The organism is Amycolatopsis alkalitolerans (assembly GCF_006152065.1).
GTDB classification, from domain to species: domain Bacteria; phylum Actinomycetota; class Actinomycetes; order Mycobacteriales; family Pseudonocardiaceae; genus Amycolatopsis_E; species Amycolatopsis_E alkalitolerans.
Map to the genome: position 1 here is coordinate 105,459 of NZ_VDFW01000009.1, position 25,492 is coordinate 130,950.

The following is a 25,492-nucleotide window of genomic DNA, read 5'->3' on the forward strand; positions in this document are numbered from 1 at the left end:
TAAATGCGCCTACAGACTTGACCGCGCTTCGCCGCGGTGTACCTTGAGTAGTCGGGCGGTTCCTGCCTCCCCGCACCCCGGCACCAGGAGGGTTTGACCGATGGCCCAGGCCAGTCCTCCCGACGTGGAGCAGGCCGCCGGCCCCACCGCCCGGCGGATGATTCTCGGCACCCAACTGCGCAGGCTGCGCGAAGCGGCCGGCATCACGCGCGCGCAGGCGGCGTGGGAGATCCGGGCCTCCGAATCGAAGATCTCGCGGATGGAACTGGGCCGGGTCGGCTGCAAGGAACGTGACGTGGTCGATCTGCTGACCATGTACGGGGTGCACGACGAGACCGAGCGGACCTGGGCCGTGGAGATGGTCAAGCAGGCCAACCGCCCTGGCTGGTGGCGCAGTTTCAACGACACCCTGCCCACCTGGTTCGACAACTACATCGGCCTGGAAGAGGCCGCCACCCGCATCCGCACCTACGAACTGATGTTCGTCCCCGGCCTGTTGCAGACGGAGGACTACGCCCGCGCCGTGATCTCGCGCGGCGCCCAGGACACCTCGGATCCGGAGGTGGAAGCCCGGGTGGCGATCAGGATGCGGCGGCAGCGGCTGCTTGGCGGCCCGAAACCGCCCCGGTTGTGGGCGGTACTGGACCAGGCGGTGCTCGGGCGCCCGGTCGGCGGGCACGGGGTGCTGAAGAAGCAGCTGGAGTACCTGGTCGAGATGATCGCGATGCCGAACATCTCGCTGCAGATCGTGCCCTTCGAAACGAGCGGCTTCGCGGCGGAAAGCGCGTTCTCGCTGCTGCAGTTCGCCGAGCCCGAACTGCCCAACATCGCCTACATCGAGCACCTCAACGGCGCCCTCTACCTCGAGAAGCTCGACGAACTCGAACTCTACAGCCGTGCCTTCGACCGGCTCACCGTCGACGCGGAAACACCCGATCGAAGCAGACAAAGGCTTGTCAAACGGATTGCAGAGATCTAGCACCCGCAATCTCGTCACACTGAGTTAGTTTCAGACCCCGCCCGTCGGGGACTTGTTCACCCGCCCAGGTGCGCTCCGAACTGCACGGATACGTGGCGGTAGACGAGAAGCCCGTGAATCTGCACGTGCATCGACTCGTGCATTTACTCGTGCACGGACACCTGGTAGCTTTTCCTCCAGTGCAGATGCACGTGCAGATGCACCACCAGGCGAGTCGATCGGGAGGGTGCGGAAGATGGCGAAACGACATTCGAACGGCATGCCGGCCACCGAGCTGACCGGCGCCAGCTGGCGCAAGAGCAGGTACAGCGGCGCGATGGGCAACTGCGTCGAGGTGGCTCCGCTGGCCTCCGGCGAGATAGCGGTGCGCAACTCGCGTTTCCCCGACGGGCCGGCACTGGTCTACACACGCGACGAGATGGCCGCGTTCCTCGCGGGCGCCAAGGACGGCGAATTCGACGATGTGCTCAGCTGAGCAAGATCTGCGCGACTCGATGGAAGCGCGGTTGATGGACCTCATCGACCGCGGCTACCAGTTCATCCATCCCCGCGATGACGACGGCAACGTCGTCGCCGTCGTGGGGATCCGGGCACACGGCTCGGTCATCGACGTCGTCCGGCTCAACGCCGAGGACGACGTCGAGGCCAGCCGGCTGCCGGGAGACGAAGCGGACATCCTGACCCCGCAGCGGAGGCTGTGGAGCCGCCGCGGCGGCGCCGGTGAGGTGCTGGACGAACTGCTCGCGCTCGCCGACTCCTACGGCGAGGACCTGGCATGCCGAGTGAGCGGCTGCTGGGTGCCGGGCCGGGGCAGCAGCGCGAAGTGGCTCGCCGCCGCCGGCTGAGCGAAATCAAGGTCACGCAGGGGAGGACCTTGATTTCACCGGGGGCGACCTACACTTGAGGTGGCCAGCCCTCGTCTCCAGGGAGCACTTTCGTGGTTTCCGACCACAATGATCAGCCCGAAAACGAACCTCGAGAAGAATGCGGCGTGTTCGGTGTCTGGGCGCCGGGCGAGGAAGTCGCGAAGATGGCCTACTACGGGCTGTACGCGCTGCAGCACCGTGGCCAGGAGGCCGCCGGCATCTCGGTGTCGGACGGCAAGCAGATCGTCGTGTTCAAGGACCTCGGGCTCGTCAGCCAGGTCTTCGACGAGCAGGTGCTCTCCTCGCTGCAGGGGCACATCGCCGTCGGGCACTGCCGCTACTCCACCACCGGGTCCTCGACCTGGGAGAACGCCCAGCCGATGTTCCGCACGACCGCGACCGGTAGCGGGCTTTCCTTCGCGCACAACGGGAATCTGGTCAACACCGCCGAGCTGCGGGATCGCACCCGCGAAGCGGGCATCAAGCCCCACGCGGGGCTGACCGGGTCGTCGAGTGACTCCGACCTTGTCTGCGGCCTGCTCGCCGCGACGGCCGCCGACAAGGGCATCGAAGCCGCCGCGACGGAGCTGCTGCCCACCCTGCGAGGCGCGTTCTGCCTGGTGTTCTCGGACGAAGAGACGCTCTACGCCGCACGCGACCCGCACGGCGTGCACCCGCTCGTGCTGGGCAGGCTCGAACGCGGCTGGGTCGTCGCGAGCGAGACGGCGGCGCTGGACATCATCGGCGCGTCGTTCGTACGCGAGGTCGAGCCGGGTGAGCTGATCGCCATCGACACCGAAGGCCTGCGCTCGACGCGGTTCGCCGGGCCCGAACCCAAGGGCTGCGTCTTCGAGTACGTCTACCTCGCCCGTCCGGACACCTCCATCGCCGGCCGCAGCGTGCACGCGACCCGCGTGGACATCGGCAAACGGCTCGCGAAGGAGAGCCCGGTCGAGGCCGATCTGGTCATCCCGGTACCCGAGTCCGGCACCCCGGCCGCGATCGGGTACGCGCAGGCTTCGGGCGTGCCGTACGGCCAGGGTCTGGTGAAGAACGGCTACGTCGGCCGCACGTTCATCCAGCCGTCGCAGACGATCCGCCAGCTGGGCATCCGGCTCAAGCTCAACCCGCTGCGCGACGTGATCCGCGGCAAACGGCTGGTCGTGGTCGACGACTCCATCGTCCGTGGCAACACCCAGCGCGCGCTGGTCCGCATGCTGCGCGAGGCCGGGGCGCTCGAGGTGCACGTACGGATCGCGTCCCCGCCCGTGCGCTGGCCGTGCTTCTACGGCATCGACTTCGCCTCGCGTGCGGAGCTGGTGGCCAACGGCGCGGACCTGGACGGTATCCGCCGGCTCATCGGCGCGGACTCGCTGGGGTACGTCTCGCTGGACGGTCTGGTCGCCGCGTCCGAGCAGCCGCGCTCGCGCCTGTGCACCGCGTGCTTCAGCGGTGAGTACCCGATCCCGCTGCCCGACGACGCACTCATCGGCAAGCACGTACTGGAGAGCGTGAACGACGCTGCGGGCACATCCTTTTCCGTCACCCAGGCCGGGTACGGTGCTGGGGATGCCGTCCGGCGTCCCTGAGCCGAGGAACCAGTCTGGAGCCCGCTTGCCGTGAGCGAATCCACGAACGCTGCAACCTACGCCGCCGCGGGCGTCGACATCGAGGCCGGCGACGAAGCCGTCGAACTGCTCAAACCGCATGCCGAGCGGGCGAGCAGGCCGGAGGTGCTCGGCGGGGTCGGCGGGTTCGCGGGACTGTTCTCGCTCAAGCTCGACAAGTGGAAGGAGCCCGTGCTGGCGTCCTCCACGGACGGCGTCGGCACGAAGATCGCGGTCGCGCAGGCGCTCGACAAGCACGACACGGTCGGCGTCGACCTGGTGGCGATGGTGGTCGACGATCTGGTGGTCACCGGCGCCGAGCCGCTGTTCCTGCAGGACTACATCGCGGTCGGCAAGGTCCAGCCGAAGCGGATCGAAGCCCTGGTCAGCGGCATCGCCGACGGTTGTGTCCAGGCCGGCTGCGCGCTACTGGGCGGGGAAACCGCCGAGCACCCCGGGATGATGGGCGAGCACGACTACGACCTGTCCGCGACCGGGCTCGGTGTGGTCGACGCTTCGGACGTGCTCGGCCCGGAGCGCGTCCGCCCCGGCGACGTCGTGGTGGCCATGGGATCGTCGGGCCTGCACTCCAACGGCTACTCGCTGGCCCGCCACGTGCTGCTGGAGATCGCGCGGATGCCGCTGGAAGGGCATGTCGAGGAATTCGGCCGCACGCTCGGCGAGGAGTTGCTGGAGCCGACGAGGATCTACGCCAAGGATTGCCTGGCGCTGACCGCCGAGGCCGAGGTGCGCACGTACGCGCACATCACCGGCGGCGGGCTCGAGGCGAACCTGGCCCGCGTGATACCGCGAGGGCTGACCGCCCGGCTCGACCGCGGGACCTGGACCCCGGCGCCGGTGTTCGCGCTGATCGCCCAGCGCGGCAAGGTCGAGCGTGCCGAGATGGAGAAGACGTTCAACATGGGCGTCGGCATGGTGGCGGTCATCGGCGCCGAGGACGTCGACCGCTCGCTCGCGGTGCTGACCGCACGGCACGTCCCGGCCTGGGTGCTGGGCGAGGTTGCCGCCGCCGAGGGTGACGCCGATCGGCGCGCCGTGCTGTCGGGGGACCATCCCCGGTTCTGAGGTCTATGGGTTTTGCCCAGACTTTTGGCTATACTCGTGGCATGACCAGCACACCCGAAGTTCCGCTCGGAGAGGCCCGCGACCGGCTCTCGGAACTGGTCGTGGAGGTTTCGCGGACCCACCACCGGATCACCATCACGCGGCACGGTCATCCTGACGCGGTGCTCATCTCGCCTGACGACCTGGCGGCGCTGGAGGAAACGGTCGACATCCTGTCGCATCCCGAGGTGGCCGACGCTCTCCGGGAGGGCATCGAAGACGCCGGGGCTGGACGTTTCGCCGACACCGACGCGATCAAGGCCAAATACCTGAGGTGACGATCCACGAGGTCCGGTTCACCGCCCGAGCCGAACGCGACCTGGACAAGCTGCCCGAGAAGATCGCGTCGGCCTGCGTCGCGTTCATCTTCGGGCCTCTCGCCCAGGAACCGTACCGGCTGGGCAAACCGCTGGTCGGTGAGTTCGCTGGGACCTATTCGGCGCGGCGCGGACCGTACCGGGTGCTGTACGAAATCGACGACGATGAGATCGTGGTCGAGGTTCTGCACATCGACCATCGAGCCCATGTCTATCGACGATGATCTTGCCGTCACCCGCCGGTTCGTGATTCCGGCCGGTGAGCTGCGCGAACGGTTCTCCCGCTCCTCCGGGCCGGGCGGGCAGGGGGTCAACACCGCCGACTCACGCGTCGAGTTGTCCTTCGACGTGGCGGGGTCGCCGTCCATTCCGGACGATCTGCGGCCACGGCTGCTCGCCCGGCTGGCCTCGCGGCTCTCGGACGGAGTCCTGACGATCGCCGCGAGCGAGCATCGCGCTCAGCTCGCCAACCGGGAGGCGGCTCGGGTGCGGCTGGTCTCGCTCCTGCGCGATGCCGCGGCCCCGCCGCCGCCGAAACGCCGTCCCACCAAGCCGAGCCGTGGTGCCAAGGAGCGCCGGCTCGACGAGAAGAAACGCCGCGGCGAGGTCAAACGCGGCCGGCGCCGGCGTTACGAGGACTGACCGCCTCGACCAGCGGCGCCGGCTGCTGCGCCGGGATCTTGACCGGCACCGGGCGCCTTGCCCAGCCGCAACTCAACGTCGCGCTCGCGGCGACGCCGAGCGTGTTCAGCAGCACGTCGTCGGTCGAGGTGACCCGCCCCGCGTGCAGCAGGTACTGGGTCAGCTCCAGCACGACCGAAACCCCGAACGCCAGCGCCGTGATCCGCCGGATCGACCGCAGTGCCGGGAAACGCAGCGACACCAGCACGCCGAGGGGGGCAAGCAGGAGCAGGTTGCCGGCTATCTGCCACAGCGAACCGTTGCCGGCGAACTCGGTGAGGATGTCCGAGCCGGGCATCAGGTGCAGGGAACTGCCGTGCGAGTGGCCCACCGGCATCATCGTCAGCGCCAGAACTTCCAGCGCCATCACGACAATCCCGGTGTCGAGACCGGATGTCGTCGCCGCGGACAGTGCCGGCCTGGTGCGGCTCCTCCAGTTCGTCAGCAGCCGCCACGCGAACAGCGCGAACGGGAGCGCGATGATCGTCACCGGAGCCAGAATGCCGAAACTCGCCGAAAGCACAGCCACGCCTACCCCTTCCCCGACTCACCTACGAAGATGATCTTTGCAGCGGGGCCCGGAAACGGCAGAGCCGATCGAGTGCACTTTTCGGTGAAACGATGCTCGCTCGGCGTGGCGTTACGAAGGCGTGAACCGGGTTCGTGTTAAGGCGTGGCGGCTTGCCGCGCCCGTTCCAGAACGCGCTGGACATGCAGGCCGCGGCGCACATCGCAGGGATGGATCGTGGTGCCCGTGGCGATCATCGCGGCGAAATCGTCAAGCAGGGCGATGAACCGTTCGATTCCCGCGACCGGGCGACGAGCGAGTGCCCGGTAACCGTGCGCACCGAACACAGCGATCTCCGCCACCGTGGGCTCGACCGGCAGGCGCATGGACATCGCCGCTGTGCTGGCCGCACCGCCCTCATGGGTGAACACCAGATGCCACAGGTCTTCGGCCGTCCGGTGCGCGGCGACGACCTCGACGATCGGGCCGAGCGCGGCGTCGAGCAGATCGATCACGTGCGGGCCGACATCCGCCAGCGCCCCACTATCGTGTCGCCACGGCGAAGTGCTGTACGGCCCGGACAGCAGGGCGCCCGACAGCCATCGCGCGGAACCGCCGCTCCAACCACCGGCGGCGGCGAGATCGTCCAGCCACTCGCGGGTTTCGACCGCGTACCGCAGCGTGAACATGACGAGGCTCGCGACCTCCGCGGCGAGCACGGCTTCGGTGAGCCGCTCCGCGGATTCGAGATCCGGTGCTATGGGCTTCTCGAGGATGACGTGCTTGCCCGCCTTGACGGCTTCCAGCGCGAACTCGGCCTGCACGGCCGGCGGTACGGCGAACGCGACCGCGTCCACCTGACCGAGCAACTCCGGGAGGCTCTGCGACACCGACGCGCCGTGCGCCTCACCGAGCTCGCGTGCGGCGTCCGGCCGGCGCGCCCACACGGTGGTCAGCGTCGTGCCGGGATGTTCGGCGAGCCCCGGGGCGTGCACGGCCTTCGCCCACGGGCCCGCGCCGACCAGGCCGACGCGTAGCGGCTCGTCCATGGTCAGGAGTAGGAGTAGAAGCCGCGTCCGCTCTTCTTACCGAGCAGACCCGCGTCCACCATGCGCAGCAGGAGCGGCGGCGGCGAGTACAGCGGCTCCTTGAACTCCTCGTACATCGACTCCGCGATGGCCTTGATCGTGTCGAGGCCGATGAGATCGGACAGCCGCAGCGGACCCATCGGGTGCGCGGTACCCAGCTCCATCCCGCGGTCGATGTCCTCGGCGGAGGCGAACCCGGACTCGATCATCCGGATCGCGGAGAGCAGGTAGGGCACGAGCAACGAGTTCACGATGAACCCCGCGCGGTCCTGCGAGCGGATCACGGTCTTGCCGAGCAGCCCCGTCACGTGCTCGTCGGCGCGCTTGATCGTCTCCTCGCCGGTCAGCAGCGAGGGCACCAGTTCGACGAGCGGCAGCACCGGGACCGGGTTGAAGAAGTGGATGCCCACCACCTGCTCGGGACGGCCGGTGGCCATCCCGAGCTTCATGATCGGGATGGAGGACGTGTTCGAGGCGAAGATGGCGTCCTCGCGCTCGACGACCTTGTCGAGGGAACGGAAGATCTCGACCTTCGCCGCCTCCTGCTCGATGACGGCCTCGATCACGAGGTCGCGGTCAGCGAACGCCTCCACCTCGGTGGTGAAGGTGATCCGCTTCAGCGCGGCTTCCGCGTCGGACTCCGGCAGCTTGCCGTTGCGGACCGCGCGCTGCAGCGATTTCTCGATCCGCGCACGGCCGGACTCCAGCGCCGGCTGACTGACTTCGGTGACCATCACCTCGGCACCCGCTCGTGCGTGCACTTCGGCGATGCCAGAACCCATCAGTCCGGCACCCACGACGCCTACGCGCTGGATATCCGCCACGAAAACCTCCTCAGCGAACCCGGCGCATCACGAGGAACGAGGGCGGGTCCCGGACTCTCCTCCGGTGCCCACCCTCGTGCCTCGTCAGTCGTCAACGACGGTAGTCGTCGTCGTACTCGTCCGCGTACGGGTCCTCGTACTTTTCGTCCTCGTCGTGGGAGTTCTGAGAGGACTTACCTGACAGCTCGCGCTGCAAAGCATCGAAGTCCGTGTCGTGAGTGCTGTATTTGAGCTCTCGCGCCACCTTCGTCTGCTTGGCCTTAGCCCGGCCGCGCCCCATGGCTCGACCCCCTCGCACAGGGACGGGGCGGCCGGGGGAAACGGCGGCCCCGCATGTCTCGACAACTGTTTCCTGTCCAACACCGTACCTTGTCGCGGGGGTTGAATGCGACGTGGCACCTGCTCCGGTGGCGAGAGTCTCGCCGGCTTCGCGTGGTCGGTGCACGGAGCGGGCCGCCGACGTGCCACGATTCAGTGGTGCTTCGACCGTTCGTGGCTTACCTCCGGGTGTACGAGCCCCTGTCCGCTTTCGGCGAACCAGCCTCGGACCAGCTGAAAGAGGCCGTCGAAGCCGCCACCCTGAACCGGGCCTCGGTGGGCGAGCGCGAGCAGTGCATGTGGCTCAAATCACAAGCCGCGACGCCGATCCGGCTGCTGCCCGCGGAGCTCGCCGACGGCCGAGCCGCACCCAGCACCACGACCGATCTGCTGGTGCTCGACGCGGCCGATGTCCCCGGCGAGGTGGGGCCCGGTCCGCTCATCTGCCCACTCGAACTGAGGGCCCGCTCGGCGGCCGCACTGGTTAGCTTCCTCGGCGACGCGTCGCCCGCGTTGACGGCATCCGTGCTCGACGCCGGCGGGGTCACCGCCGAGACGGTCCGGTCGCGGACGAACTCGGCACTCAGCGATCTGCCGAAGGCCGCCGTGCACGTGCTTTCGACCACCTGGACCGTGCCGCTGCCGTGGTTCGCCCTCGTCGATCCCGCCGAGAAGCGGCTCAACCTCGGCTCCGGCCAGGAGGATCCCGAACGCGAGCTGTCCTGGCGCGTCGCGATGCCGGACGCGCTCCGGCGGGCGGCCGAAGCCCGCGAACTGGTGGAGAGCACGCTCGGCGACTCCGGGCCGACCCGGATCCTGGAAGAGACCGAGCGGTGGCTGACGAACTTCGATCCGGCTTCGGCCGTGGAACTCGACTACGGCGGGCTGGTCCAGCTGATCGCGGACCCGATCCTCGAGTCGGACACGTCCGCCGAGGAAGTGCACCGGATCCTCGAAGCGCTGCGCGCGGGCGACGTCGAGCGGCTCGCGGAGTTGTTCAACGACCTGCGCGAGTACTGGGCCGAACTCGCCGCCCGCGAGCACTTTAACTAGTCGTCGTCGCGGGCGCGCTCGGCCGCCAGTAGGTCGTCGACCAGGGAGGTGCGGTCGCGGTAGCGGGTGGCGATCTCCGAGTTGAGCAGGTCGACCACCGCCTGGACCTCGCGGCGGCGGGCCGAGACCGAGCTTTCCTCCTCGCCGTAGTCACGCAGGATTTCGGCGAGCTTCTCGTCGGAGTGCGAGCCGACGTCCGTCAGGTCCGAGTTGCCGACGAGCGCCTCCGCCTGGCGCCGGTGCTCGCCGGCGCGTGAAGGTTCCAGCGCCTGGTGGCGACCCGAGCCGCGGGCCGGGCGCAGCGCGTTGTCCGACAGGATCGTCGCCAGCTGCTCGACGATGCTGCTCTGCCCGCCGGTGCTGCGGCGCTGCTGCTCGGCGCGCACGATGTCGATCCGGGCGTGCAGGAGCCGGCGCAGATAGGACAGGTCGGTCTCCTCCTGCGCGGCCTCGTCACGCCGCTCACGCAGCTCCTCGAGCGAAAGATCGCCGAGGCCCTGCACGTAGCCGGGGTTCAGGACGCGGTCGATACGACGGCGTCCACCCGGCCGGACTTCGATCACGCGGACATCCTGCTCCATCGCGACCCGCCGCGCCAGGGCGGGTTCGTTCATTTCTAGCTGCGCAAGCGCGCGGCCGCTTCTCGCCCTGGGGCGGCGTGCTCGGCGGGGACCGAGTCCGGATCGACGGCCGCCTGGACCACTCGATCTTCGTCTCCGGCAAGCAGTTCCGCGTCCACCGGCGCCGACCGCTTGAGCAGCGCGAGGGCGACCGGCCCGAGCTCGTGATGCTGCGCGACGCTGCCGACCCGGCCCACCACCCGGTCACCGAGGCGCACGGGATCGCCGGTCTCGGGGTAGATCTCCGGCGAGCCGTCGAGGTGCAGCAGCACCATCCGGCGCGGCGGGCGGCCGACGTTGAACACCTTCGCCACGGTCTCCTGGCCGCGGTAGCAGCCCTTCGCGACATGGGCCGCCGTGCCGATCCAGCCGACCTCGTGCGGGATCGTCCGGTCGTCGGTGTCGACGCCGACGCGGGGGCGCAGCGATTCGACGCGGAGCGCGTCGAACGCCCAGGTGCCCGCGGGGCGGGCGCCCGCATCGGTGATGCGGCCCCACCAGCCGGTCATGGCCGGGCGTGGCACCACCAGGTCGACGCTCGAGCGCCCAGGCCAGGGCATCCGGCGCGCGAAGCCGCCCTCGACGGCCGCGACCGCGTACGGCGTCGCGGCCAGCTTTATGTCCAAAGTGGACAGAATCTGGTCGGTGTCCGGGCCGAGCAGGGTCAGCACGGCCAGGTCGCCGGTGACGTCGGAAATCTCGACCTGCGACCAGAACTTCATGGCTTCGAGGTACTCACGCAGGCTCTGCGGCCCGCCCCCGGGCAGCGCGCTCGTCGCCTTCGCACCCGGATCCGAGTCCAGGTAGACACTTTCCCCGAGGTGGGCGAGCACCATATGGGTGTCGACATGGCCGTGGCTGTCCAGCACCAGTGCCTCGGTGCCCGTCGCTTCCGGCAGTTCCGTGACGTGCTGCGAGATCACCAGGTGCAGCCAGGACAGCCGCTCCGGCCCGGTCACCTTCAGCACCTCACGGTGCGAGCGGTCTACGACGGCGGCGCTTCTGGTGGCGGTGCGCTGCTCGGCGAAGGGATCGCCCCAGTGCCAGGGCACGCCCTGTTCCGGATGGCCGTCCGGCGGGGCGACGGCGCCCGGCCCCTCGAGAAGCAGCGACTGATACGTCATACCGTCGATGGTAGGTGAGTACGGTGACTCCATGCGCGTACTCGCCTTCCTGGACGGAACCCTCGCCGACCCCGACGCCCCGCACATCCGCGTCGACGACCTCGGTCTGATGAGGGGTGACGGCATCTTCGAAACGGTGCTCGTCGCCGGCGGCACGCCGCGTGAGCTGCGCCCTCACCTGGACCGGCTCGCGCGTTCGGCGTCCATGCTGGACCTGCCCGAACCCGACGACGAGGCGTGGCAGCGGGCGACCCGGCAGGTGATCGGCAACTGGATCGGCGGGGACGAGTTCGCGCTCAAACTGGTCTGCACGCGCGGGATCGACGGGCTGCCCGGCGCCGGGCCGACCGCGTTCGCGATGGGCATCCCGATCGACGAGAAGGTGATCCGCGCCCGTGCCGAAGGCGTCGCCGCGGTGACCCTGGAGCGCGGGATCGACCCGGGCCTCGCCGAGCGGGCCCCGTGGCTGCTGCTCGGCGCGAAGTCCCTGTCCTACGCGGTCAACATGGCCGCGGTGCGCGAAGCCGCCCGCCGGGGCGCCAGCGACGTCATCTTCACCGCGACCGACGACACGGTGCTGGAGGGGCCCACGTCGAATGTGATCATCGCGCGCGGCAGGACCCTGTACACCCCGCCGGCGACGATCGGGATCCTGCCGGGCACCACCCAGGCCGCGGTGTTCCGCGGTGCCGAGCGGGCGGGCTGGTCGACGAAGATCGAGCCGCTCTCGACGGCGGACCTGCGCGACAACGATGGGCTCTTCCTGGCCTCGTCCGTGCGCAAGCTGACCCGCGTGCACACGCTCGACGGGGACCGTTTGCCCGATTCGAGCGCGGTGCACGCGGAACTGGCGAAGGCCTACGAGGACGTGTACGCCTGACTTCCCTTACGGGGCAAGGAGAAAGCAGCCCCGGCCATGGCGAGCGCGCAGACCACCTGCAGTGCGACGAACCACGGCGGCAGTGCGCCGGGGATGCTGTCGATCGCGACGATCGCGACGGGTACGACGATCGAGATGATGCGTACGCGCACGTAGGCCCAGCGTCTCCCACGTGCGGCGAGCAGGGTCAGCCAGTAGGCCACCGCGGCGCTCGCGAGCACGCCACCGGAGCGGCCCCACATGAACGCGGTCACCGGATGCCCGGTGACCGCGAGTGTGGCGACGATGCCGAGCACGACGACGCTGAGCAGCCCGTAGGCCGCGACGAAGAACTTGGCGCGGCCGAGGGTCTGCCGGGAACGGTTGGTGTCTTCCATACCTGCCGACGCTAGAAAGCGCGGGTGAGCCCCGGTATGGGCGTGGGCGCACGGCTGGGTGGGGCTAGGCCTACTTCGGCGCCGATCCGGCTGGTTTCCACGCCGTCGCGGTGCACAGTGAAGGCACCGAGCCGCGATGGGGGCTCGCCGGAGAGTGAGGACGGATCATGGGGTCGTGGGTGCGAAAGGCCTGCGTGGGGTTCTGGCGGGCGTGCGTGGTGGCCGTCGTCGGCCTGCTGGTCCCGGCCATGTGGGCGGGAGCGACGGTGCTGGTGATCTGGTGGTCGGGTCCGTGGACGTGGATAGCGCCGGTCGTCCTGGCCTGTGTCGCGACCTTTGTGCTGTCCCGGCCGGTCTGCCGGTTGGTCCGCTTCTTCGTCGCGACGTGGACGGGCACGGTGATTCCGCCCGGATACCGCGGCCCCGCGCCGGTCACGCAGATGTCCACCGGGTACTGGTGGAACGGCTCCTCCTACGCGCGCACCCGCAAGGAGGCCGAGGAGGATCAGGAACTGAAGGACCGGTGGCACGATCCCGCGACGTGGCGTGACCTGCGGTTCACCGCGATCGTCCCGCTGGCGGGCGCGGTCGCCGCCGTCCCGCCTGCCGGAGTCGTGGCGGCCGTGCTCGGGTTCGCCCGGTCGGCGTTCGTCCCCGGCGCGGTCGGTCTGGTCGTGGCCGTCGCGAGCGCTCCGTACGCCTGGCGGCTCATCGAGCCGGTCGCGGGGCGCTTCCTGCGTGCGACGCCTCCAATGGTGCTGGCGGACCGGGTGGCCGAACTGACGGCTCAGCGCGCGGACGCAACGGTCGCGCAGGCCGCGGAAATCCGCCGGATCGAGCGGGATCTGCATGACGGCGCGCAGGCGCGACTGGTCGCGCTCGGGCTCTCGCTGGCGACCGCGGAGAAGCTGCTCGAAACCCGGCCTGACCAGGCAAAAGAGCTCCTTCGAGCGGCTCGGGACGGTGCCGCCACCTCGCTGGCCGAGCTACGCGAACTGGTCCAGGGGATCAACCCACCGGTGCTGACCGAGCGGGGGCTCGTCGACGCCGTTCGCGCACTCGCGCTGGACAGCCGACTGGAGGTCGAGGTCAGCGCGGACGGTCCGGTGCGCCTGGACCCGCCGATCGAGTCCGCGCTGTACTTCGGGACCGCCGAACTGCTGACCAACGCGGTCAAGCACGCCCACGCATCGCGGGTCCGGATCTCCATCGCGCCGGACGAGACCGGCATCGTGGTCGAGGTCGAAGACGATGGCCGTGGCGGCGCGAAGGTGCCCGACGGAGGCGGCCTGGCGGGACTGCGCCGCCGCCTCGCCGTGTTCGACGGCACGCTGGAGATCACCAGCCCGGCCGGCGGTCCGACCCGAGCGAGGATGGTCGTGCCATGCGAATCCTGGTAGCCGAGGACCTTTACCTGCTGCGTGACGGGATGGTCCGGCTCGTGGAGGCGTACGGGCACGAGGTGGTGGCGACCGCGACCACCGGGCCCGAAACGCTCGACGCGCTGCTGAAATGGCGGCCGGAAGTGTCCATTGTGGATGTCCGGATGCCACCGGCCCAGGCGGACGAGGGCCTGCGGGCGGCGCTGGCCGCGCGCCGCGAGGTGCCCGGGCTGCCGGTGCTGATCCTTTCCCAGCACGTCGAACGGTTGTACGCCCGCGAACTGCTGACCGACGGTGCCGGCGGCGTCGGCTACCTGCTGAAGGAGAGCGTGTTCGACGCGGACCAGTTCATCGACGCGCTGCAGCGCGTCGCCGGTGGCGGGACCGCGATGGACCCGGCCGTCATCGCGAAGCTGCTCTCCAGTGACGCGTCGAACCGCCGGCTCGAGGGGCTCACCGAACGCGAGCACGCCGTGCTCGGCCTGATGGCCGAGGGACTGTCCAATCAGGCCATCGGACAGCGGCTGTTCTTGAGCGAAAGCGCGATCAGCAAGTACACGACGTCGCTGTTCGGCAAGCTCGGGATCACCGATGACGACAACAGCAACCGGCGCGTCCGCGCCGTACTCGCCTATTTGGACAAGCCCTGACCCGCGATCAGCCGACGACGCGGTGGAGATGTGCCGAGGCGTGCGGCTGCATGGGCTCACCCACCATGGCGCGCTCCTCGACATAGCCGAGGTCACCGTTGTTGATCACGCCGTACAGCCGTTTCGCGCCGCTGACCTCCTTCGCGCTGGCGGTGCGGGCGACCGCGTCCGTGCCCAGCTCCCAGGAGGTCTGGTTGCGCGGTTTGCCATAGAAGATCTCCATGATCCCGCTCGAATGCGCGAGCAGCAGTTCGATCGTGTCGTCGGGCTGCGGGCGCCACCACCCGACCTCGCGGGCCGCGGGGCGGATGACGTTGCCCTCGTCGTCGAGCAGCCAGGCGCGGGCCTCATGGAACAGGAACGGCCTGCCGTCGTGCGCGATGGTCAGCTGCTGAGCGAACTTGACCGGCTTCTCCATCGTCGAGTAGGTGATCTCGCCCTCGCCACGCCAGACGCCCACCAGCGGCAGCAGGGCGAGGCAGGCGTCGTTGAGTTCCGCGCCGTGGCGCAGGTTCGCGGTGTCGACCGGGATCGGCAGATCGTCGAACTGGGGAAGGTTGCGCTCGCGAGTGCTCTCAGCCCGCTGCTCCGCGGCCTGGATCGCTTCGTCTCCGGTGCCCATTCAGCGCTGGTCTGCGTAGAGCCGGTAGACGACGTAGACGGCGAACCACACGACGGCGATACCAGCGATCACCAGCAGGGTCGTAAACAGAGCTTCCACACCCGCAGCTTAACTCCCGGGGCCGGAGGATCCCGGGTGGCCCTCGACACGCGAAGAAGCCGCCTCCCGGTAAGGGAGACGGCCTCGTTCGGCGAAACCTCAGGCGACCGAGATGGCCACCTCGTGCAGGCCCGGCCCCTCCGCGGTGACCGAGGCCTCACCGTTGCCCGTACGGTGCAGCGCGCGGACGGTCCACGCACCGGGCGCCGCGTAGAAGCGGAAGTCGCCCGCCGGCGAGGCCTGGACCTCACCGGCGAAATCGCCGTCACCGTTGAGCAGGCGCACGTACGCGCCGCCGAGCGGCCCGTCGCTCCCGCTCACCTTGCCGGCCAGCACGACCTGGCCCTGCGTGTCGATGTCCGCCGGCGTCGCCGTCTGAACCGGCGCACCGCAACCGTCAGCACTCATGTTCACTTCGCTCCAGTTTCGATCGGCACGCCGACCAGCGAGCCGTATTCCGTCCACGAACCGTCGTAGTTCTTCACGTCCTCGAGCCCGATCAGCTCGTGCAGCGCGAACCAGGTGTGGCTGGACCGCTCGCCGATGCGGCAGTAGGCGATGGTCGACTTGCCCGTGTCCAGGCCCGCCTCGTCGTAGAGCTCCTTGAGCTCGTCGGTGTTCTTGAACGTGCCGTCCTCGTTGGCCGTCTTGGCCCACGGCACGTTCAGCGCCGTCGGGATGTGGCCGGCGCGCTGCGCCGACTCCTGCGGCAGATGCGCGGGCGCGAGCAGCTTGCCGGAGAACTCGTCGGGCGAGCGGACGTCGACCAGGTTCTTCGTGCCGATCGCGGCGACGACCTCGTCGCGGAAGGCGCGGATCGAGGTGTCCGGCGCCTTCGCGGCGTACGTCGTGCGCTCGCGCTTGACCTCGTCGGACGACAGCTCTCGGCCGTCGAGCTCCCACTTCTTGCGGCCACCGTCGAGCAGCTTGACCTTGCCGTGCCCGTACAGCTTGAAGTACCAGTACGCGTACGCGGCGAACCAGTTGTTGTTGCCGCCGTAAAGGATCACCAGGTCGTCGTTGCCGATGCCCTTCTCGGACAGCAGGGCCTCGAAACCCGCCTTGTCCACGAAGTCACGGCGGACCTGGTCCTGCAGTTCGGTCTTCCAGTCGATCTTCACGGCCCCGCGGATATGGCCGCCGTCATAGGCGGTGGTGTCCTCGTCCACCTCGGCGAAGACCACGCCAGGGGTGGCCAGGTTCTCCTCGGCCCACTGCGTCGTGACCAGGACGTCTTCACGGCTCATTTGAGCGGCACTCACTTTCTTGTTCGATGGTGGACTTCTAGGACGCTTGGCCCGCGGCCGGGACGAACCGCCGGATCAGCAGGTACATCTCGCAGCCGAGGCAGAAGTTGAACGCGGCGTTGAGGAACGCGGCGAACAGGGCGAACGCGGTCGCCACGACACCGAGCGGGACGAGTCCGGCCGCGTAGCCGACCGTGCCGACGAGCGCGAACGCGAACCCGACCGTCTGGGCGAAGCGCAGCGGCGCCGCGTCCTCGCGTTCGGTGGGCGCGGCGAGCCGCGGCGCCACCAGGTACCGGTAGAGCAGCGAGTACGGCGCGGGCTTGAGCCCGATGAACGCGCCGATCGCGAACACCACGGTCTGCGCGGCGAGCAGCGGCCACCAGCCGGTGACCAGCACCACCGCCAGTACGACCGTCGTCACGGCGGCGGCGAACCTCGGGCCACGTGGATCGACGCCTGGTCCTGCTGACATGAAGCCTCCCGGATTGAGCGCATGCGCGCACGGCAAAGAAATGACGGAACCGGGGAGAATGAGCCGCGAAAAGGCTCGTCAGGACAGACACAGACTGCTGCGCACGCGGCACAGATCAACCGCGCGTCGTTGCGTCAGCAGCGTGGTGGTCACGCCGTTCAGAGTACCCACGGCGCACTCTCCGCGGGAACTGTGTTCAACTGGTGGGACTGGAAAGATGCTCGTCAAGGGCTTCCAGGACCGCCGGGCCCTTCGGGACACCGCTGATGCGCAGCAGCTCGCTCCCACCAGGTGAGAAAGCGAGCGTGGTCGGGGTGCGCAGCACGCCGAGCGCCTGCGCCACCTCCGGCCGGTCGGTGACGTCGAGTTCGACGTGCCGGAGGCCGGCTGTGCGCTCGGCGAGCGGCTTGAGCACCGCCTTGGCGTGCCGGCACGGTGCGCAGAACGTGGTCGAGATCTGGACCAGCGTGATCGCGGCCGGGTCGAGCGCGTCGGCCACGGGGGCCGGCAGCGAGCGCTCGGTCGCCTTCGCGGCGCGGATCCGCCCGTTCCGGGTACGCAGCACCGCGCCGGCGGCCCCGCCGACCAGCAGCACCCCGAGTACGACCCAGACGCCGACCATCAGTTCACCTTCCCGTGGTGGCCCCGCTGAACGTCACGTTCTGCGCCTTCCCCTTGACCGTCACCGAACCGCTGTTCACCTTGACGGCGGTCGGGGTCACCTCGAACGGCAGGTTGCCGGTGTCGATGGACGTCTTGAAGTTGGGCAGCAGGGCCTTCTGCACAGACGTGGGAACGACGGTCGTCTCCTTGTCATTCCCGTACTGCAGCCGCTTCGGGACGATGTCGATCGAAGTGCCATGCAGTTCGATCATGGCGAAGCAGAAGATCTCGATCTTCTGGCCGGCGATCTGCACGTTCCCGGAGACGCGGATCCCCGCCTCCGACTTGTCCTGCTTGTCGTCGCTCTGCTGCTGGCCGTCGGAGCCTGTCGAGTCCTGCCCGGTCTGCACGTACTCGATGCTCGACGGCTCGATCCGCAGGTCCTCGATGTTGGTCAGCGGGCTGATCTTCGCGATATCGCTCGCCTTGATGGTGACCTGCGCCTCGAGCTCACCGATCTTGATCGCGTCGGTGTTGCCGTTGATCAGGTCCGACAGCGGTGCGGTCACGTCCGTCAAGTCGGCGTTGACCGCGACGTCCTTGAGCTGGTTGATCGGCACTCCGGACGCGGACAGTGAGATATGCCGGTAGTCACCGCTGATCGCCTGCGTCGTGAACGGGAAACCGTGGATCGTGACCGACGGGTCCTCGGCGAGTTTCAGCTGTTCGCGTGCCTTCTGTGACACCGTGTGCTCGGCGAACGCGGCGAGCCCGAAATCGGCGCCGACCAGCAGACCGATCACGACCACGAGGCTGATGACGATGCGGCGGGTCCGGCGGCCGCGACGCCCCGAGGGCCGCGGCGAGCTGGGGCGATCCTCGGTCACAGGCCTGCTCACTCTTCGTATCCGATCTGTCGGAAGCCGTTACGGCGCGGACTGAACGATATGCGCCCCCAGTGTGACGTCAGTGTGACGAGCACGGCACAGGGGAGGTGTTTCCCGTTCTCACCAGCTAGTCTTTACGGAAATCACCGACCCCGGGTCGCTCGAGGCTACGATCAAGAAGGCGGTGTGGCGATGAGCTTGGATCTGCTCGTACTCACTCCCGAGGCGGACGCTACCGCAGTTCTGCCCGCGCTGGACCTGTTGCCCCACACCGTACGCGTGCGCGCGCCCGAAGTCACCGCGCTCCTCGACGCCGGGCATCGTGACGTGATCCTGCTCGACGCTCGCGCGGACCTCGCGTCGGCGAAGAGCCTTTGCCGGCTGCTCAAGGGTGCCGGCGAGGACGAGGCGAGCACCCCGATCATCGCCGTCGTCGGTGAGGGCGGGCTGGTCGCGGTGAGCGCCGAATGGCGCACCGACGACATCCTCCTGCCCACCGCGGGCCCCGCCGAGGTGGACGCCCGGCTGCGGCTGGCCACCACGCGCGACGGCGCTTCGACCCAGGTCGACGCCGAGCTGCGGGTCGGCGAGCTGGTCATCGACGAGGCCACGTACACCGCCCGCCTGCGCCGCCGCACCCTCGAGCTGACCTACAAGGAGTTCGAGCTGCTCAAGTACCTCGCGCAGCACGCCGGCCGGGTGTTCACCCGCGCCCAGCTGCTGCAGGAGGTCTGGGGCTACGACTTCTTCGGTGGCACCCGCACCGTCGACGTGCACGTCCGGCGGCTGCGCGCGAAGCTCGGCCCCGAGCACGAGCAGATGATCGGCACCGTGCGCAACGTCGGCTACAAGTTCGAGCGGCCGGCCAAGGGCGCGCCGAAGCCCGGCGTCACTTCCCTGTCGTTCGACACCTCCGAGCTGCCCAGCGAGCTGTCCACGCCGTAGTTTCGAACTCGTGCATCGCGTATGGGTAGCTGAACTGGACGAGTCCGCCACGCAGGAGGTTCGCGTGCTGCTCCTCGCCGCGCGCGAGGCCGACGGGCGTCCGGAAGTGGACGAGGCCGGGCCGCTGCCGTTCCAAGGTGGGCTTCACCTGCTGGGGCGCGAGGACGGCGAGCTGGCCGGGTACGCGCACCTGGACACCGCCGGGGACTCGTTCGGCAGGCAGGTCGCCGAGCTGATCGTGCATCCCGGCCGGCGCCGCCGGGGTCATGGCAGCGAACTGGCGCGCGAGTTGATCACGAAAGCGGATACCGGCGTGCGAGTGTGGTCGCACGGGGACCACCCCGCCGCAGCGCGGATCGCCGAGCACGAGGGCTTCACGCGCGCCCGCGAACTGCTCGTCCTGCACACCCCGGTGCGGAGCTGGCCGGAGCCGGTGACGCCGCCGGACGTGACACTGCGCACTTTCGTGCCTGGGCAGGACGAGGAAGCGGTCATCGCCGTCAACGCGCGCGCCTTCGACTGGCACCCCGAACAGGGCAGCCTCACCGTCGACGACCTGCGTGCCGCCGAACGGGAGGACTGGTTCGACCCGGCTGGCTTCTTCCTCGCCGAGCGCGACGGCGCTGTCATCGGCTTCCACTGGACGAAGGTGCACCCGGCCGATCCGAACCGGTTCGACGGCGAGCACGTCGGCGAGGTCTACGTCGTCGGCGTCGATCCGGCGGCACAGGGCGGCGGGCTCGGCAAGGCGCTCACCGCCGCGGGGCTGCGCCACCTCGCCGATACCGGCCTGACCCAGGTGATCCTCTACGTCGAAGGCGACAACGCCCCGGCGATCGCGGTGTACGAGAAGCTGGGCTTCGCCCGCTACAGCGTGGACGTCCAGTACGCGCGGTGACCGATCCTCACTTCACCCGCGCGAAGCGGGCTACGGTGCGGGCGATCAGGTTGAGCAGCAGCACGATGAGGATCAGCGTCAGCGCGCCGGCCCACGCACGGTCGAGCGCGGTGTTGTTGGGCTGGCCCGCCTCGGTGAACACGAACAGCGGCAACGACCCCTGCGGGTCGCTGAACGGGTTGAAGTTGATCGACTGCGCACCGAACACCGTCAGCAGCACCGGCGCCGTCTCACCCATGACGCGGGAGATGGCGAGCATGACACCGGTGACGATGCCGGCGGTCGCGGTCGGCAGCACGACCCGAACCACGGTGATCCACTTCGCGATACCCAGCGCGTACGAAGCCTCGCGCAGCGCCGCCGGGACAAGCTTGAGCATCTCCTCCGTCGAGCGGATCACGGTCGGCAGCATCAGCACGATCAGCGCGAGCGAGCCCGCGAAGCCCGAGTAGGGCTGCGCAAGCAGCACGATCCACAGCGCGAGGACGAACAGGCCGGCGACGATCGAAGGCAGCCCCGTCATCACGTCGACGAGGAAGCTCACCACCCGGCCGAGCCTGCCGGAGGAGTACTCGACGAGGTAGACCGCGACGAGGATGCCCAGCGGCGCGGCGATCGCGGTCGCGATGCCGACCTGTTCCAGCGTGCCGATGATCGCGTGGTACGCGCCACCGTCCGGGTCGGCTTCGGCGACCGAGCGCATCGAGTGCGTGAGGAACGTGCCGTCGAAGCGGCTGAGGCCGCGGAAGACCGTGTAGCCGAGCACGCCGACGAGCGCGAGCACCGCGAACAACACGGTCGCGAGCAGCACGTTCATCATCAGCCGGTCCTTGGCGTGCCGCCAGCCCTCGACGAGCGCCGAGACGACGGTCAAGGCGATGACGTAGAGCACGGCCGCGATGAGGACGAACGCGACGTAGCCGGACAGCGGGGTGACCAGGAACAGCAGCGCGGTGATGGCGACCGCGCCCAGTGCCGTCGCCGCCAGCCCGACCCAGGTCAGCCGCGGCCTGGTCAGCGGGTTGGCGCCCAGCGGCTCTTCAAGTGCGACGGTCATGCCCTCTTCTCCTTGCTGCCGCGCCGCACGATCGCGCGGGCACCGAAGTTGACCACGAGCGTGATCGCGAACAGCACGAGGCCGGAGGCGATGAGCGCGCTGCGCCCGGTGGCACCCGCGTCACCGAACTTGTTCGCGACGTTGGCCGCGATCGTCGCGCCTGCCGGGTCGAAGATGTGGAACGTGATGACGTTGCTGGACGAGAGCACGAGTGCGACGGCGATGGTTTCGCCGATGGCACGGCCGAAGCCGAGCACGATCGCGCTGATCATTCCGGAGCGGCCATAGGGCAGCACGGCCATCCGGATCATCTCCCAGCGCGTCGCGCCGAGCGCGTACGCCGCCTCGATGTGCTCGTCCGGGGTCTGGATGAACACCTCGCGGCACAGCGCCGCGACGATCGGCAGGATCATCACCGCGAGTACGACACCCGCGGCGAACATCGACTTGCCGTAGGTGTTGTTCGACGATGCGAACAGCGGGAACCAGCCCAGCCACTTGTTGAGGAACTCCGACAGCGGGATCAACGTCGGCACGAGCCAGATCAGGCCCCAGAGACCGAACACCACGCTGGGCACGGCCGCCAGCAGGTCGACGATGTAGCCGAGCGGGCGCGCGACGGCGCGCGGCGCGTACTGGCTGATGTAGAGCCCGACGCCGACGGCGATCGGCACCCCGATGATCAACGCGAGGAGGGAGCTCAGGATGCTGCCGAACGCGAGCGCGGCGATGCCGAACTCGCCGGTCTGGTCGGGGTCCCACGCCAGTGTCGAGAAGAAGTTCGACTTGTCGTGCTGCAGCGCGGGAATCGCCTCGATGACCAGGAACGCGGCGATCAGCACGAGCAGCGCCAGGATGAACCACCCCGAGCTCTTCGCGAGCCAGCGGAACAGGGCGTCGCCACGGCGGGATGGGTGCCGGGTCAGTTCGGCCCTCAGCTCCTCGGCAGCGGAGTTAACAGTGATTTCGCGCTCCTCGTCTACTCAGCGCACCGGCCTCGCCGGACTGGTTGCCCGGCGAGGCCGTCATGATGCGCTTCTTCGGTCTTACTTGAGCGAGCTGATCGCGGCCTGAACCTTGCTCTGGATGTTGCTGGGCAGCGGGACGTAGCCCTGCTGCGCCAGCGGCGCCTGCCCGTCGTTGCTGGCGAGGTAGTTCAGGAAGCCCTTCAGCAGCGGCAGCTTCTGCGGGTCGTTGCCCGACGAGCACACGATCTCGTAGGTCACCAGCAGGTTCGGGTACGCGTTCGCGTCCGTGTTCGAGTAGTCGAACTGCAGCTTGACGTCGTTACCCTCACCGACGACCTTCGCCTTGGACAGGAAGTTCTTCACGTTGTCGTTGGTGAGCTCGACGAACTGGCCGGCTGCGTTGCTGACCTTCGCGTACGGGATGCTGCTCTGCGTCGCGAACGACAACTCCATGTAGCCGATGCCGCCCTGGGTGCTCTTCACGCCCTGCGCGATGCCCTGCGTGCCGTTCGAGCCCTGGCCGCCCGGGGCCGGCCAGTTCTTGTTGGCCGGGAACGGGAAGTCGGCCTTCGCCTCGTTCGCGAGGTAGTTCGAGAAGTTGTAGCTCGTGCCCGAACCGTCCGAACGGTGGAACGTCTGGATACCCAGCGACGGGAAGTTGACGCCCGGGTTGTCCTTGGCGATGGCCGGGTCGTTCCAGTTGGTGATCTTGCCGGAGAAGATCTTCGCGAGCACCGACGAGGACAGGTTCAGCGGCTTGTCCACGCCGGGCACGTTGTAGCCGACCGCGATCGGGCCGGGCACCATGGGCAGGTCGAGGGCCGGACCACTCTTGCAGCGCGCGTCCGCGGCGGGCTTGTCCGACTCACCCAGCGGGAAGTCCGAACCCGAGAAGTCCGTCTGTCCCTGCTGGAACTGCTGCACGCCCTTACCCGAGCCGCCGCCCTGGTAGTTGATGTTCGCGCCGCTGCACTGGTTCTGGTACGCCTTGACCCACTCCGACATCGCGTTCGACTGGGCAGTCGAACCGGCGGAGATCAGCGAGCCGTTCGCGCACTGGATGTTCGAGGTGGGCTGCGCACTCGTCCCGCCCGGCGTCGCGTTGTTGTTGTCGCTGCCGCACGCGGTCAGGAGCAGAGCACCGGCCGCGACAACGCCGAACGCGGCGCCGTGCCGCTTGATTTTCACGTGAGGATCCTCCAACACTGGCAAGGACTGTCTGCGCGACGCTGTGTCGCGCAAGGGCACGGTAAGCAACCGCAGTGGACTGAAGGCGGACCTCAGTTGAACGCGAGGTGAAAGCCGCCCCGGGAAGATATCGAACGGATCACGGCGAACGCTCCGTAATAACACCACGTCGCAGGGTTTTGTGACGCTCTTCTCAGCGGCTTCGCAGACAGCGTGACCTACCCCATTCGGGTGCCCCGAAACGCAGGAAGGTACACGCCTTCTGTTCACTTTTCGTTAACCTGGCCACTGTAATCCGGACATCGCACGGCCGTAGCCTCGTACGTCTAGACGGACCTGGAAAGAAGTGAGCGTTCACCGCAAATGGCGAAACGAATCGACGTCAAGGACCTCGACATCTACTACGGCAAATTCCACGCCGTGGACAGCGTCACGCTGTCGGTGCCGCCCCGCAACGTCACCGCGTTCATCGGGCCGTCCGGCTGCGGCAAGTCGACAGTGCTGCGCACGCTGAACCGGATGCACGAAGTCATCCCGGGCGCCCGGGTGGACGGCCAGGTACTGCTCGACGGCCAGGACATCTACGCCTCCAGCGTGGACCCGGTCCAGGTGCGCCGCACCATCGGCATGGTCTTCCAGCGGCCCAACCCGTTCCCGACGATGTCCATCCGGGACAACGTCGTCGCCGGGCTCAAGCTCTCCGGCGTGCGGAACAAGAAGGAGCTGGACGAGATCGCCGAGCGCGCCTTGCGCGGGGCGAACCTGTGGACCGAGGTCAAGGACAGGCTGAACAAGCCCGGCGGCGGCCTTTCGGGCGGGCAGCAGCAGCGGCTGTGCATCGCACGGGCGATCGCGGTGCGGCCGGACGTGCTGCTGATGGACGAGCCGTGCTCGGCGCTGGACCCGATCTCGACGCTCGCGATCGAGGACCTGATCGGTGAGCTGAAGAAGGACTACACGATCGTCATCGTGACGCACAACATGCAGCAGGCGGCGCGGGTTTCGGACCAGACGGCGTTCTTCAACCTCGCCGGGGTCGGCCAGCCAGGGCGCCTGATCGAGCTCAACGACACGGAGAAGATCTTCTCCAACCCGAACGAGAAGGCCACCGAGGACTACATCTCCGGCCGCTTCGGCTGAGTCCCCGCAGCGACCGTAACCGGGTCGAAAACTGTCGGCCCCCCCGGCTAGGGTCGTCACGTGGTTTCGGTACACGTGGATGAGCTGGGGGGACGCCTGCCCCGGCTACGGGCGCGCTCATTCACGGGGCGAGCGCTAGGCGCCGTCCCGCCGCCGCTGCAGGTCCTGTTCGGGATCGTGTGCGTGCAGGTGGGCGCCTCGCTGGCCAAACAGTTGTTCGCGGTGGCGGGCCCGGCAGGCACGGTCAGCCTGCGCCTGTTCTTCGCGGCCGTGGTGCTGCTGCTGGTCTGGCGGCCGGCCCTGCGGCTCGGCCGCCGCGCGTGGCCCGTCGTGCTCGCCTACGGGGTCGTGCTCGGGCTGATGAACCTGAGCTTCTACCAGGCGCTGGCCCGCATCCCGCAGGGCATCGCGGTGACCGTCGAGTTCCTGGGCCCGCTGGCCGTCGCGCTCGCCGGATCGCGCCGGCTGATCGACGCGCTGTGGGCGCTGCTCGCGGCCGGCGGCGTCGTCCTGCTGGCCGAGACCCGCGGCGACCTGTCGATGGCCGGGCTGCTGTTCGCGCTCGGCGCGGCGGTCTGCTGGGGTTCGTACATCCTGTTGAGCGCCGCGCTGGGCAGCCGCACGTCGCAGGGCAACGGGCTCGCGCTCGCGATGGCGGTCGCCGCGATGGTCGCGATGCCCACCGGCATCGCCGAGACCGGCACCGGCCTGCTTTCGCCGTGGCTGCTGATCCTCGGCCTCGCGGTCGCGCTGCTGTCCTCGGTCATCCCGTACTCGCTGGAACTCGAGGCCCTGCGCAAGATCCCGCCGCGCGTGTTCGGCGTGCTGATGAGCCTCGAACCGGCGGTCGGCGCGCTCGCCGGGCTGGTCGTGCTGCACGAGTCGCTGCACGCCCTGCAATGGGTCGCGCTGTGCTGCGTGGTGGCGGCGTCGATCGGGGCGACCCGCACGGCCAAGTAACCTG

At 68.8% G+C, this 25,492-nt stretch carries 32 protein-coding genes; 16 read left to right on the forward strand and 16 right to left on the reverse strand.

What is annotated here, in order from left to right:
- Nucleotides 1-100: 100 nt before the first annotated feature.
- The 8 genes from FG385_RS13205 to arfB all read left to right on the forward strand — a co-directional run bounded on the left by FG385_RS13205 (nt 101) and on the right by arfB (nt 5,536).
- Nucleotides 101-979 carry a helix-turn-helix domain-containing protein gene (locus FG385_RS13205; protein WP_139096983.1) on the forward strand — a complete coding sequence of 293 codons (879 nt, stop codon included), beginning with the start codon at nt 101-103 and terminating at the stop codon, nt 977-979.
- Nucleotides 980-1,214: 235 nt separating this feature from the next.
- Nucleotides 1,215-1,454: a DUF397 domain-containing protein gene (locus tag FG385_RS13210; protein WP_139096984.1), complete on the forward strand. Its 240-nt coding sequence runs from the start codon at nt 1,215-1,217 to the stop codon at nt 1,452-1,454.
- The gene (locus tag FG385_RS13215; protein WP_139096985.1) at nt 1,441-1,824 is read left to right on the forward strand and encodes a hypothetical protein; all 384 of its coding nucleotides are present in this window, start codon (nt 1,441-1,443) and stop codon (nt 1,822-1,824) included. Before FG385_RS13210 ends, FG385_RS13215 begins: the two co-directional genes overlap by 14 nt.
- A 92-nt stretch (nt 1,825-1,916) precedes the next feature.
- Nucleotides 1,917-3,434, forward strand: a complete 1,518-nt coding sequence (gene purF / locus FG385_RS13220) for an amidophosphoribosyltransferase (RefSeq protein WP_139096986.1) — start codon at nt 1,917-1,919, stop codon at nt 3,432-3,434.
- Between the two features lie 30 nt (nt 3,435-3,464).
- Nucleotides 3,465-4,538, forward strand: coding sequence for a phosphoribosylformylglycinamidine cyclo-ligase (gene purM, locus FG385_RS13225; RefSeq protein WP_139096987.1), 1,074 nt, complete (start codon nt 3,465-3,467; stop codon nt 4,536-4,538).
- A gap of 41 nt (nt 4,539-4,579) precedes the next feature.
- The gene (locus FG385_RS13230) at nt 4,580-4,855 is read left to right on the forward strand and encodes a type II toxin-antitoxin system Phd/YefM family antitoxin (protein ID WP_139096988.1); all 276 of its coding nucleotides are present in this window, start codon (nt 4,580-4,582) and stop codon (nt 4,853-4,855) included.
- A complete protein-coding gene (locus tag FG385_RS13235) occupies nt 4,852-5,118 on the forward strand; it encodes a type II toxin-antitoxin system RelE family toxin (protein ID WP_235022547.1) in 267 nt (88 codons plus the stop codon). The genes FG385_RS13230 and FG385_RS13235 overlap by 4 nt, the downstream gene beginning before the upstream one ends.
- On the forward strand, nt 5,102-5,536 hold the full coding sequence (gene arfB, locus FG385_RS13240; protein WP_139096989.1) for an alternative ribosome rescue aminoacyl-tRNA hydrolase ArfB: 435 nt from the start codon (nt 5,102-5,104) through the stop codon (nt 5,534-5,536). The genes FG385_RS13235 and arfB overlap by 17 nt, the downstream gene beginning before the upstream one ends.
- Here the strand turns inward: arfB and FG385_RS13245 are convergent.
- The 4 genes from FG385_RS13245 to FG385_RS13260 all read right to left on the reverse strand — a co-directional run bounded on the left by FG385_RS13245 (nt 5,502) and on the right by FG385_RS13260 (nt 8,275).
- Nucleotides 5,502-6,104, reverse strand: coding sequence for a VanZ family protein (locus FG385_RS13245; RefSeq protein WP_139096990.1), 603 nt, complete (start codon nt 6,102-6,104; stop codon nt 5,502-5,504). The two genes, arfB and FG385_RS13245, sit on opposite strands and share 35 nt — an antisense overlap.
- 137 nt (nt 6,105-6,241) lie before the next feature.
- Nucleotides 6,242-7,132, reverse strand: coding sequence for a Gfo/Idh/MocA family protein (locus tag FG385_RS13250; protein WP_139096991.1), 891 nt, complete (start codon nt 7,130-7,132; stop codon nt 6,242-6,244).
- Nucleotides 7,133-7,134: 2 nt separating this feature from the next.
- Complete coding sequence (locus tag FG385_RS13255) at nt 7,135-7,995, reverse strand: 3-hydroxybutyryl-CoA dehydrogenase (protein WP_139096992.1); 861 nt, start codon at nt 7,993-7,995, stop codon at nt 7,135-7,137.
- A gap of 91 nt (nt 7,996-8,086) precedes the next feature.
- Nucleotides 8,087-8,275 carry a DUF3073 domain-containing protein gene (locus FG385_RS13260; RefSeq protein WP_139096993.1) on the reverse strand — a complete coding sequence of 63 codons (189 nt, stop codon included), beginning with the start codon at nt 8,273-8,275 and terminating at the stop codon, nt 8,087-8,089.
- 197 nt (nt 8,276-8,472) lie between these two features.
- Between FG385_RS13260 and FG385_RS13265 the strand changes: the two genes are divergently transcribed.
- On the forward strand, nt 8,473-9,366 hold the full coding sequence (locus FG385_RS13265) for a hypothetical protein (RefSeq protein WP_139096994.1): 894 nt from the start codon (nt 8,473-8,475) through the stop codon (nt 9,364-9,366).
- Here FG385_RS13265 and FG385_RS13270 read toward each other — a convergent pair.
- Together FG385_RS13270 and ygfZ are read right to left on the reverse strand one after the other, a co-directional pair.
- A complete protein-coding gene (locus FG385_RS13270) occupies nt 9,363-9,929 on the reverse strand; it encodes an RsiG family protein (RefSeq protein ID WP_139097072.1) in 567 nt (188 codons plus the stop codon). The genes FG385_RS13265 and FG385_RS13270 overlap by 4 nt on opposite strands.
- Before the next feature lie 53 nt (nt 9,930-9,982).
- Entirely contained in the window at nt 9,983-11,110 is a 1,128-nt protein-coding gene (gene ygfZ, locus FG385_RS13275; protein WP_139096995.1) for a CAF17-like 4Fe-4S cluster assembly/insertion protein YgfZ, read from the reverse strand.
- Nucleotides 11,111-11,141: 31 nt separating this feature from the next.
- On the opposite strand from ygfZ, the gene FG385_RS13280 reads away from it, so the two are divergent.
- Nucleotides 11,142-11,990, forward strand: a complete 849-nt coding sequence (locus FG385_RS13280; protein WP_139096996.1) for an aminodeoxychorismate lyase — start codon at nt 11,142-11,144, stop codon at nt 11,988-11,990.
- Here FG385_RS13280 and FG385_RS13285 read toward each other — a convergent pair.
- Entirely contained in the window at nt 11,969-12,367 is a 399-nt protein-coding gene (locus FG385_RS13285) for a hypothetical protein (protein ID WP_139096997.1), read from the reverse strand. The two genes, FG385_RS13280 and FG385_RS13285, sit on opposite strands and share 22 nt — an antisense overlap.
- A 167-nt stretch (nt 12,368-12,534) precedes the next feature.
- On the opposite strand from FG385_RS13285, the gene FG385_RS13290 reads away from it, so the two are divergent.
- Together FG385_RS13290 and FG385_RS13295 are read left to right on the forward strand one after the other, a co-directional pair.
- Complete coding sequence (locus FG385_RS13290) at nt 12,535-13,767, forward strand: sensor histidine kinase (RefSeq protein ID WP_139096998.1); 1,233 nt, start codon at nt 12,535-12,537, stop codon at nt 13,765-13,767.
- A complete protein-coding gene (locus FG385_RS13295) occupies nt 13,752-14,399 on the forward strand; it encodes a response regulator transcription factor (protein ID WP_139096999.1) in 648 nt (215 codons plus the stop codon). Before FG385_RS13290 ends, FG385_RS13295 begins: the two co-directional genes overlap by 16 nt.
- Nucleotides 14,400-14,406: 7 nt before the next feature.
- Here the strand turns inward: FG385_RS13295 and FG385_RS13300 are convergent, their stop codons facing one another.
- From FG385_RS13300 to FG385_RS13325, 6 genes are all read right to left on the reverse strand, one after another.
- The gene (locus FG385_RS13300; RefSeq protein ID WP_139097000.1) at nt 14,407-15,021 is read right to left on the reverse strand and encodes an FABP family protein; all 615 of its coding nucleotides are present in this window, start codon (nt 15,019-15,021) and stop codon (nt 14,407-14,409) included.
- Between the two features lie 198 nt (nt 15,022-15,219).
- Nucleotides 15,220-15,528 carry a DUF1416 domain-containing protein gene (locus FG385_RS13305; RefSeq protein ID WP_139097001.1) on the reverse strand — a complete coding sequence of 103 codons (309 nt, stop codon included), beginning with the start codon at nt 15,526-15,528 and terminating at the stop codon, nt 15,220-15,222.
- A 2-nt stretch (nt 15,529-15,530) separates the two neighbouring features.
- Nucleotides 15,531-16,367 (reverse strand): sulfurtransferase, encoded by an 837-nt coding sequence (locus FG385_RS13310; protein ID WP_139097002.1) that lies wholly within the window; start codon nt 16,365-16,367, stop codon nt 15,531-15,533.
- Nucleotides 16,368-16,404: 37 nt separating this feature from the next.
- Entirely contained in the window at nt 16,405-16,842 is a 438-nt protein-coding gene (locus FG385_RS13315; protein ID WP_139097003.1) for a DUF4395 domain-containing protein, read from the reverse strand.
- A gap of 196 nt (nt 16,843-17,038) precedes the next feature.
- The gene (locus tag FG385_RS13320; protein WP_139097004.1) at nt 17,039-17,464 is read right to left on the reverse strand and encodes a TlpA family protein disulfide reductase; all 426 of its coding nucleotides are present in this window, start codon (nt 17,462-17,464) and stop codon (nt 17,039-17,041) included.
- Nucleotides 17,465-17,468: 4 nt separating this feature from the next.
- Nucleotides 17,469-18,332: an LmeA family phospholipid-binding protein gene (locus tag FG385_RS13325; protein ID WP_235022548.1), complete on the reverse strand. Its 864-nt coding sequence runs from the start codon at nt 18,330-18,332 to the stop codon at nt 17,469-17,471.
- A 192-nt stretch (nt 18,333-18,524) separates the two neighbouring features.
- Here FG385_RS13325 and FG385_RS13330 point away from each other — a divergent pair, with 192 nt between their 5' ends.
- Nucleotides 18,525-19,277 carry a winged helix-turn-helix transcriptional regulator gene (locus FG385_RS13330; RefSeq protein WP_139097005.1) on the forward strand — a complete coding sequence of 251 codons (753 nt, stop codon included), beginning with the start codon at nt 18,525-18,527 and terminating at the stop codon, nt 19,275-19,277.
- A gap of 10 nt (nt 19,278-19,287) precedes the next feature.
- A complete protein-coding gene (gene mshD / locus FG385_RS13335) occupies nt 19,288-20,175 on the forward strand; it encodes a mycothiol synthase (RefSeq protein WP_139097006.1) in 888 nt (295 codons plus the stop codon).
- A 7-nt stretch (nt 20,176-20,182) separates the two neighbouring features.
- On the opposite strand, the gene pstA is transcribed toward mshD, so the two are convergent.
- The 3 genes from pstA to pstS all read right to left on the reverse strand — a co-directional run bounded on the left by pstA (nt 20,183) and on the right by pstS (nt 23,388).
- A complete protein-coding gene (gene pstA, locus FG385_RS13340) occupies nt 20,183-21,232 on the reverse strand; it encodes a phosphate ABC transporter permease PstA (RefSeq protein ID WP_139097007.1) in 1,050 nt (349 codons plus the stop codon).
- Entirely contained in the window at nt 21,229-22,197 is a 969-nt protein-coding gene (pstC, locus tag FG385_RS13345; protein ID WP_327436839.1) for a phosphate ABC transporter permease subunit PstC, read from the reverse strand. The genes pstA and pstC overlap by 4 nt, the downstream gene beginning before the upstream one ends.
- An 81-nt stretch (nt 22,198-22,278) precedes the next feature.
- Nucleotides 22,279-23,388 (reverse strand): phosphate ABC transporter substrate-binding protein PstS, encoded by a 1,110-nt coding sequence (pstS, locus tag FG385_RS13350; RefSeq protein WP_139097009.1) that lies wholly within the window; start codon nt 23,386-23,388, stop codon nt 22,279-22,281.
- Between the two features lie 363 nt (nt 23,389-23,751).
- Here pstS and pstB point away from each other — a divergent pair, with 363 nt between their 5' ends.
- Complete coding sequence (pstB, locus tag FG385_RS13355; RefSeq protein ID WP_139097010.1) at nt 23,752-24,528, forward strand: phosphate ABC transporter ATP-binding protein PstB; 777 nt, start codon at nt 23,752-23,754, stop codon at nt 24,526-24,528.
- A gap of 60 nt (nt 24,529-24,588) precedes the next feature.
- On the forward strand, nt 24,589-25,488 hold the full coding sequence (locus tag FG385_RS13360) for an EamA family transporter (protein WP_407645491.1): 900 nt from the start codon (nt 24,589-24,591) through the stop codon (nt 25,486-25,488).
- The last annotated feature ends 4 nt before the right edge of the window (nt 25,489-25,492 follow it).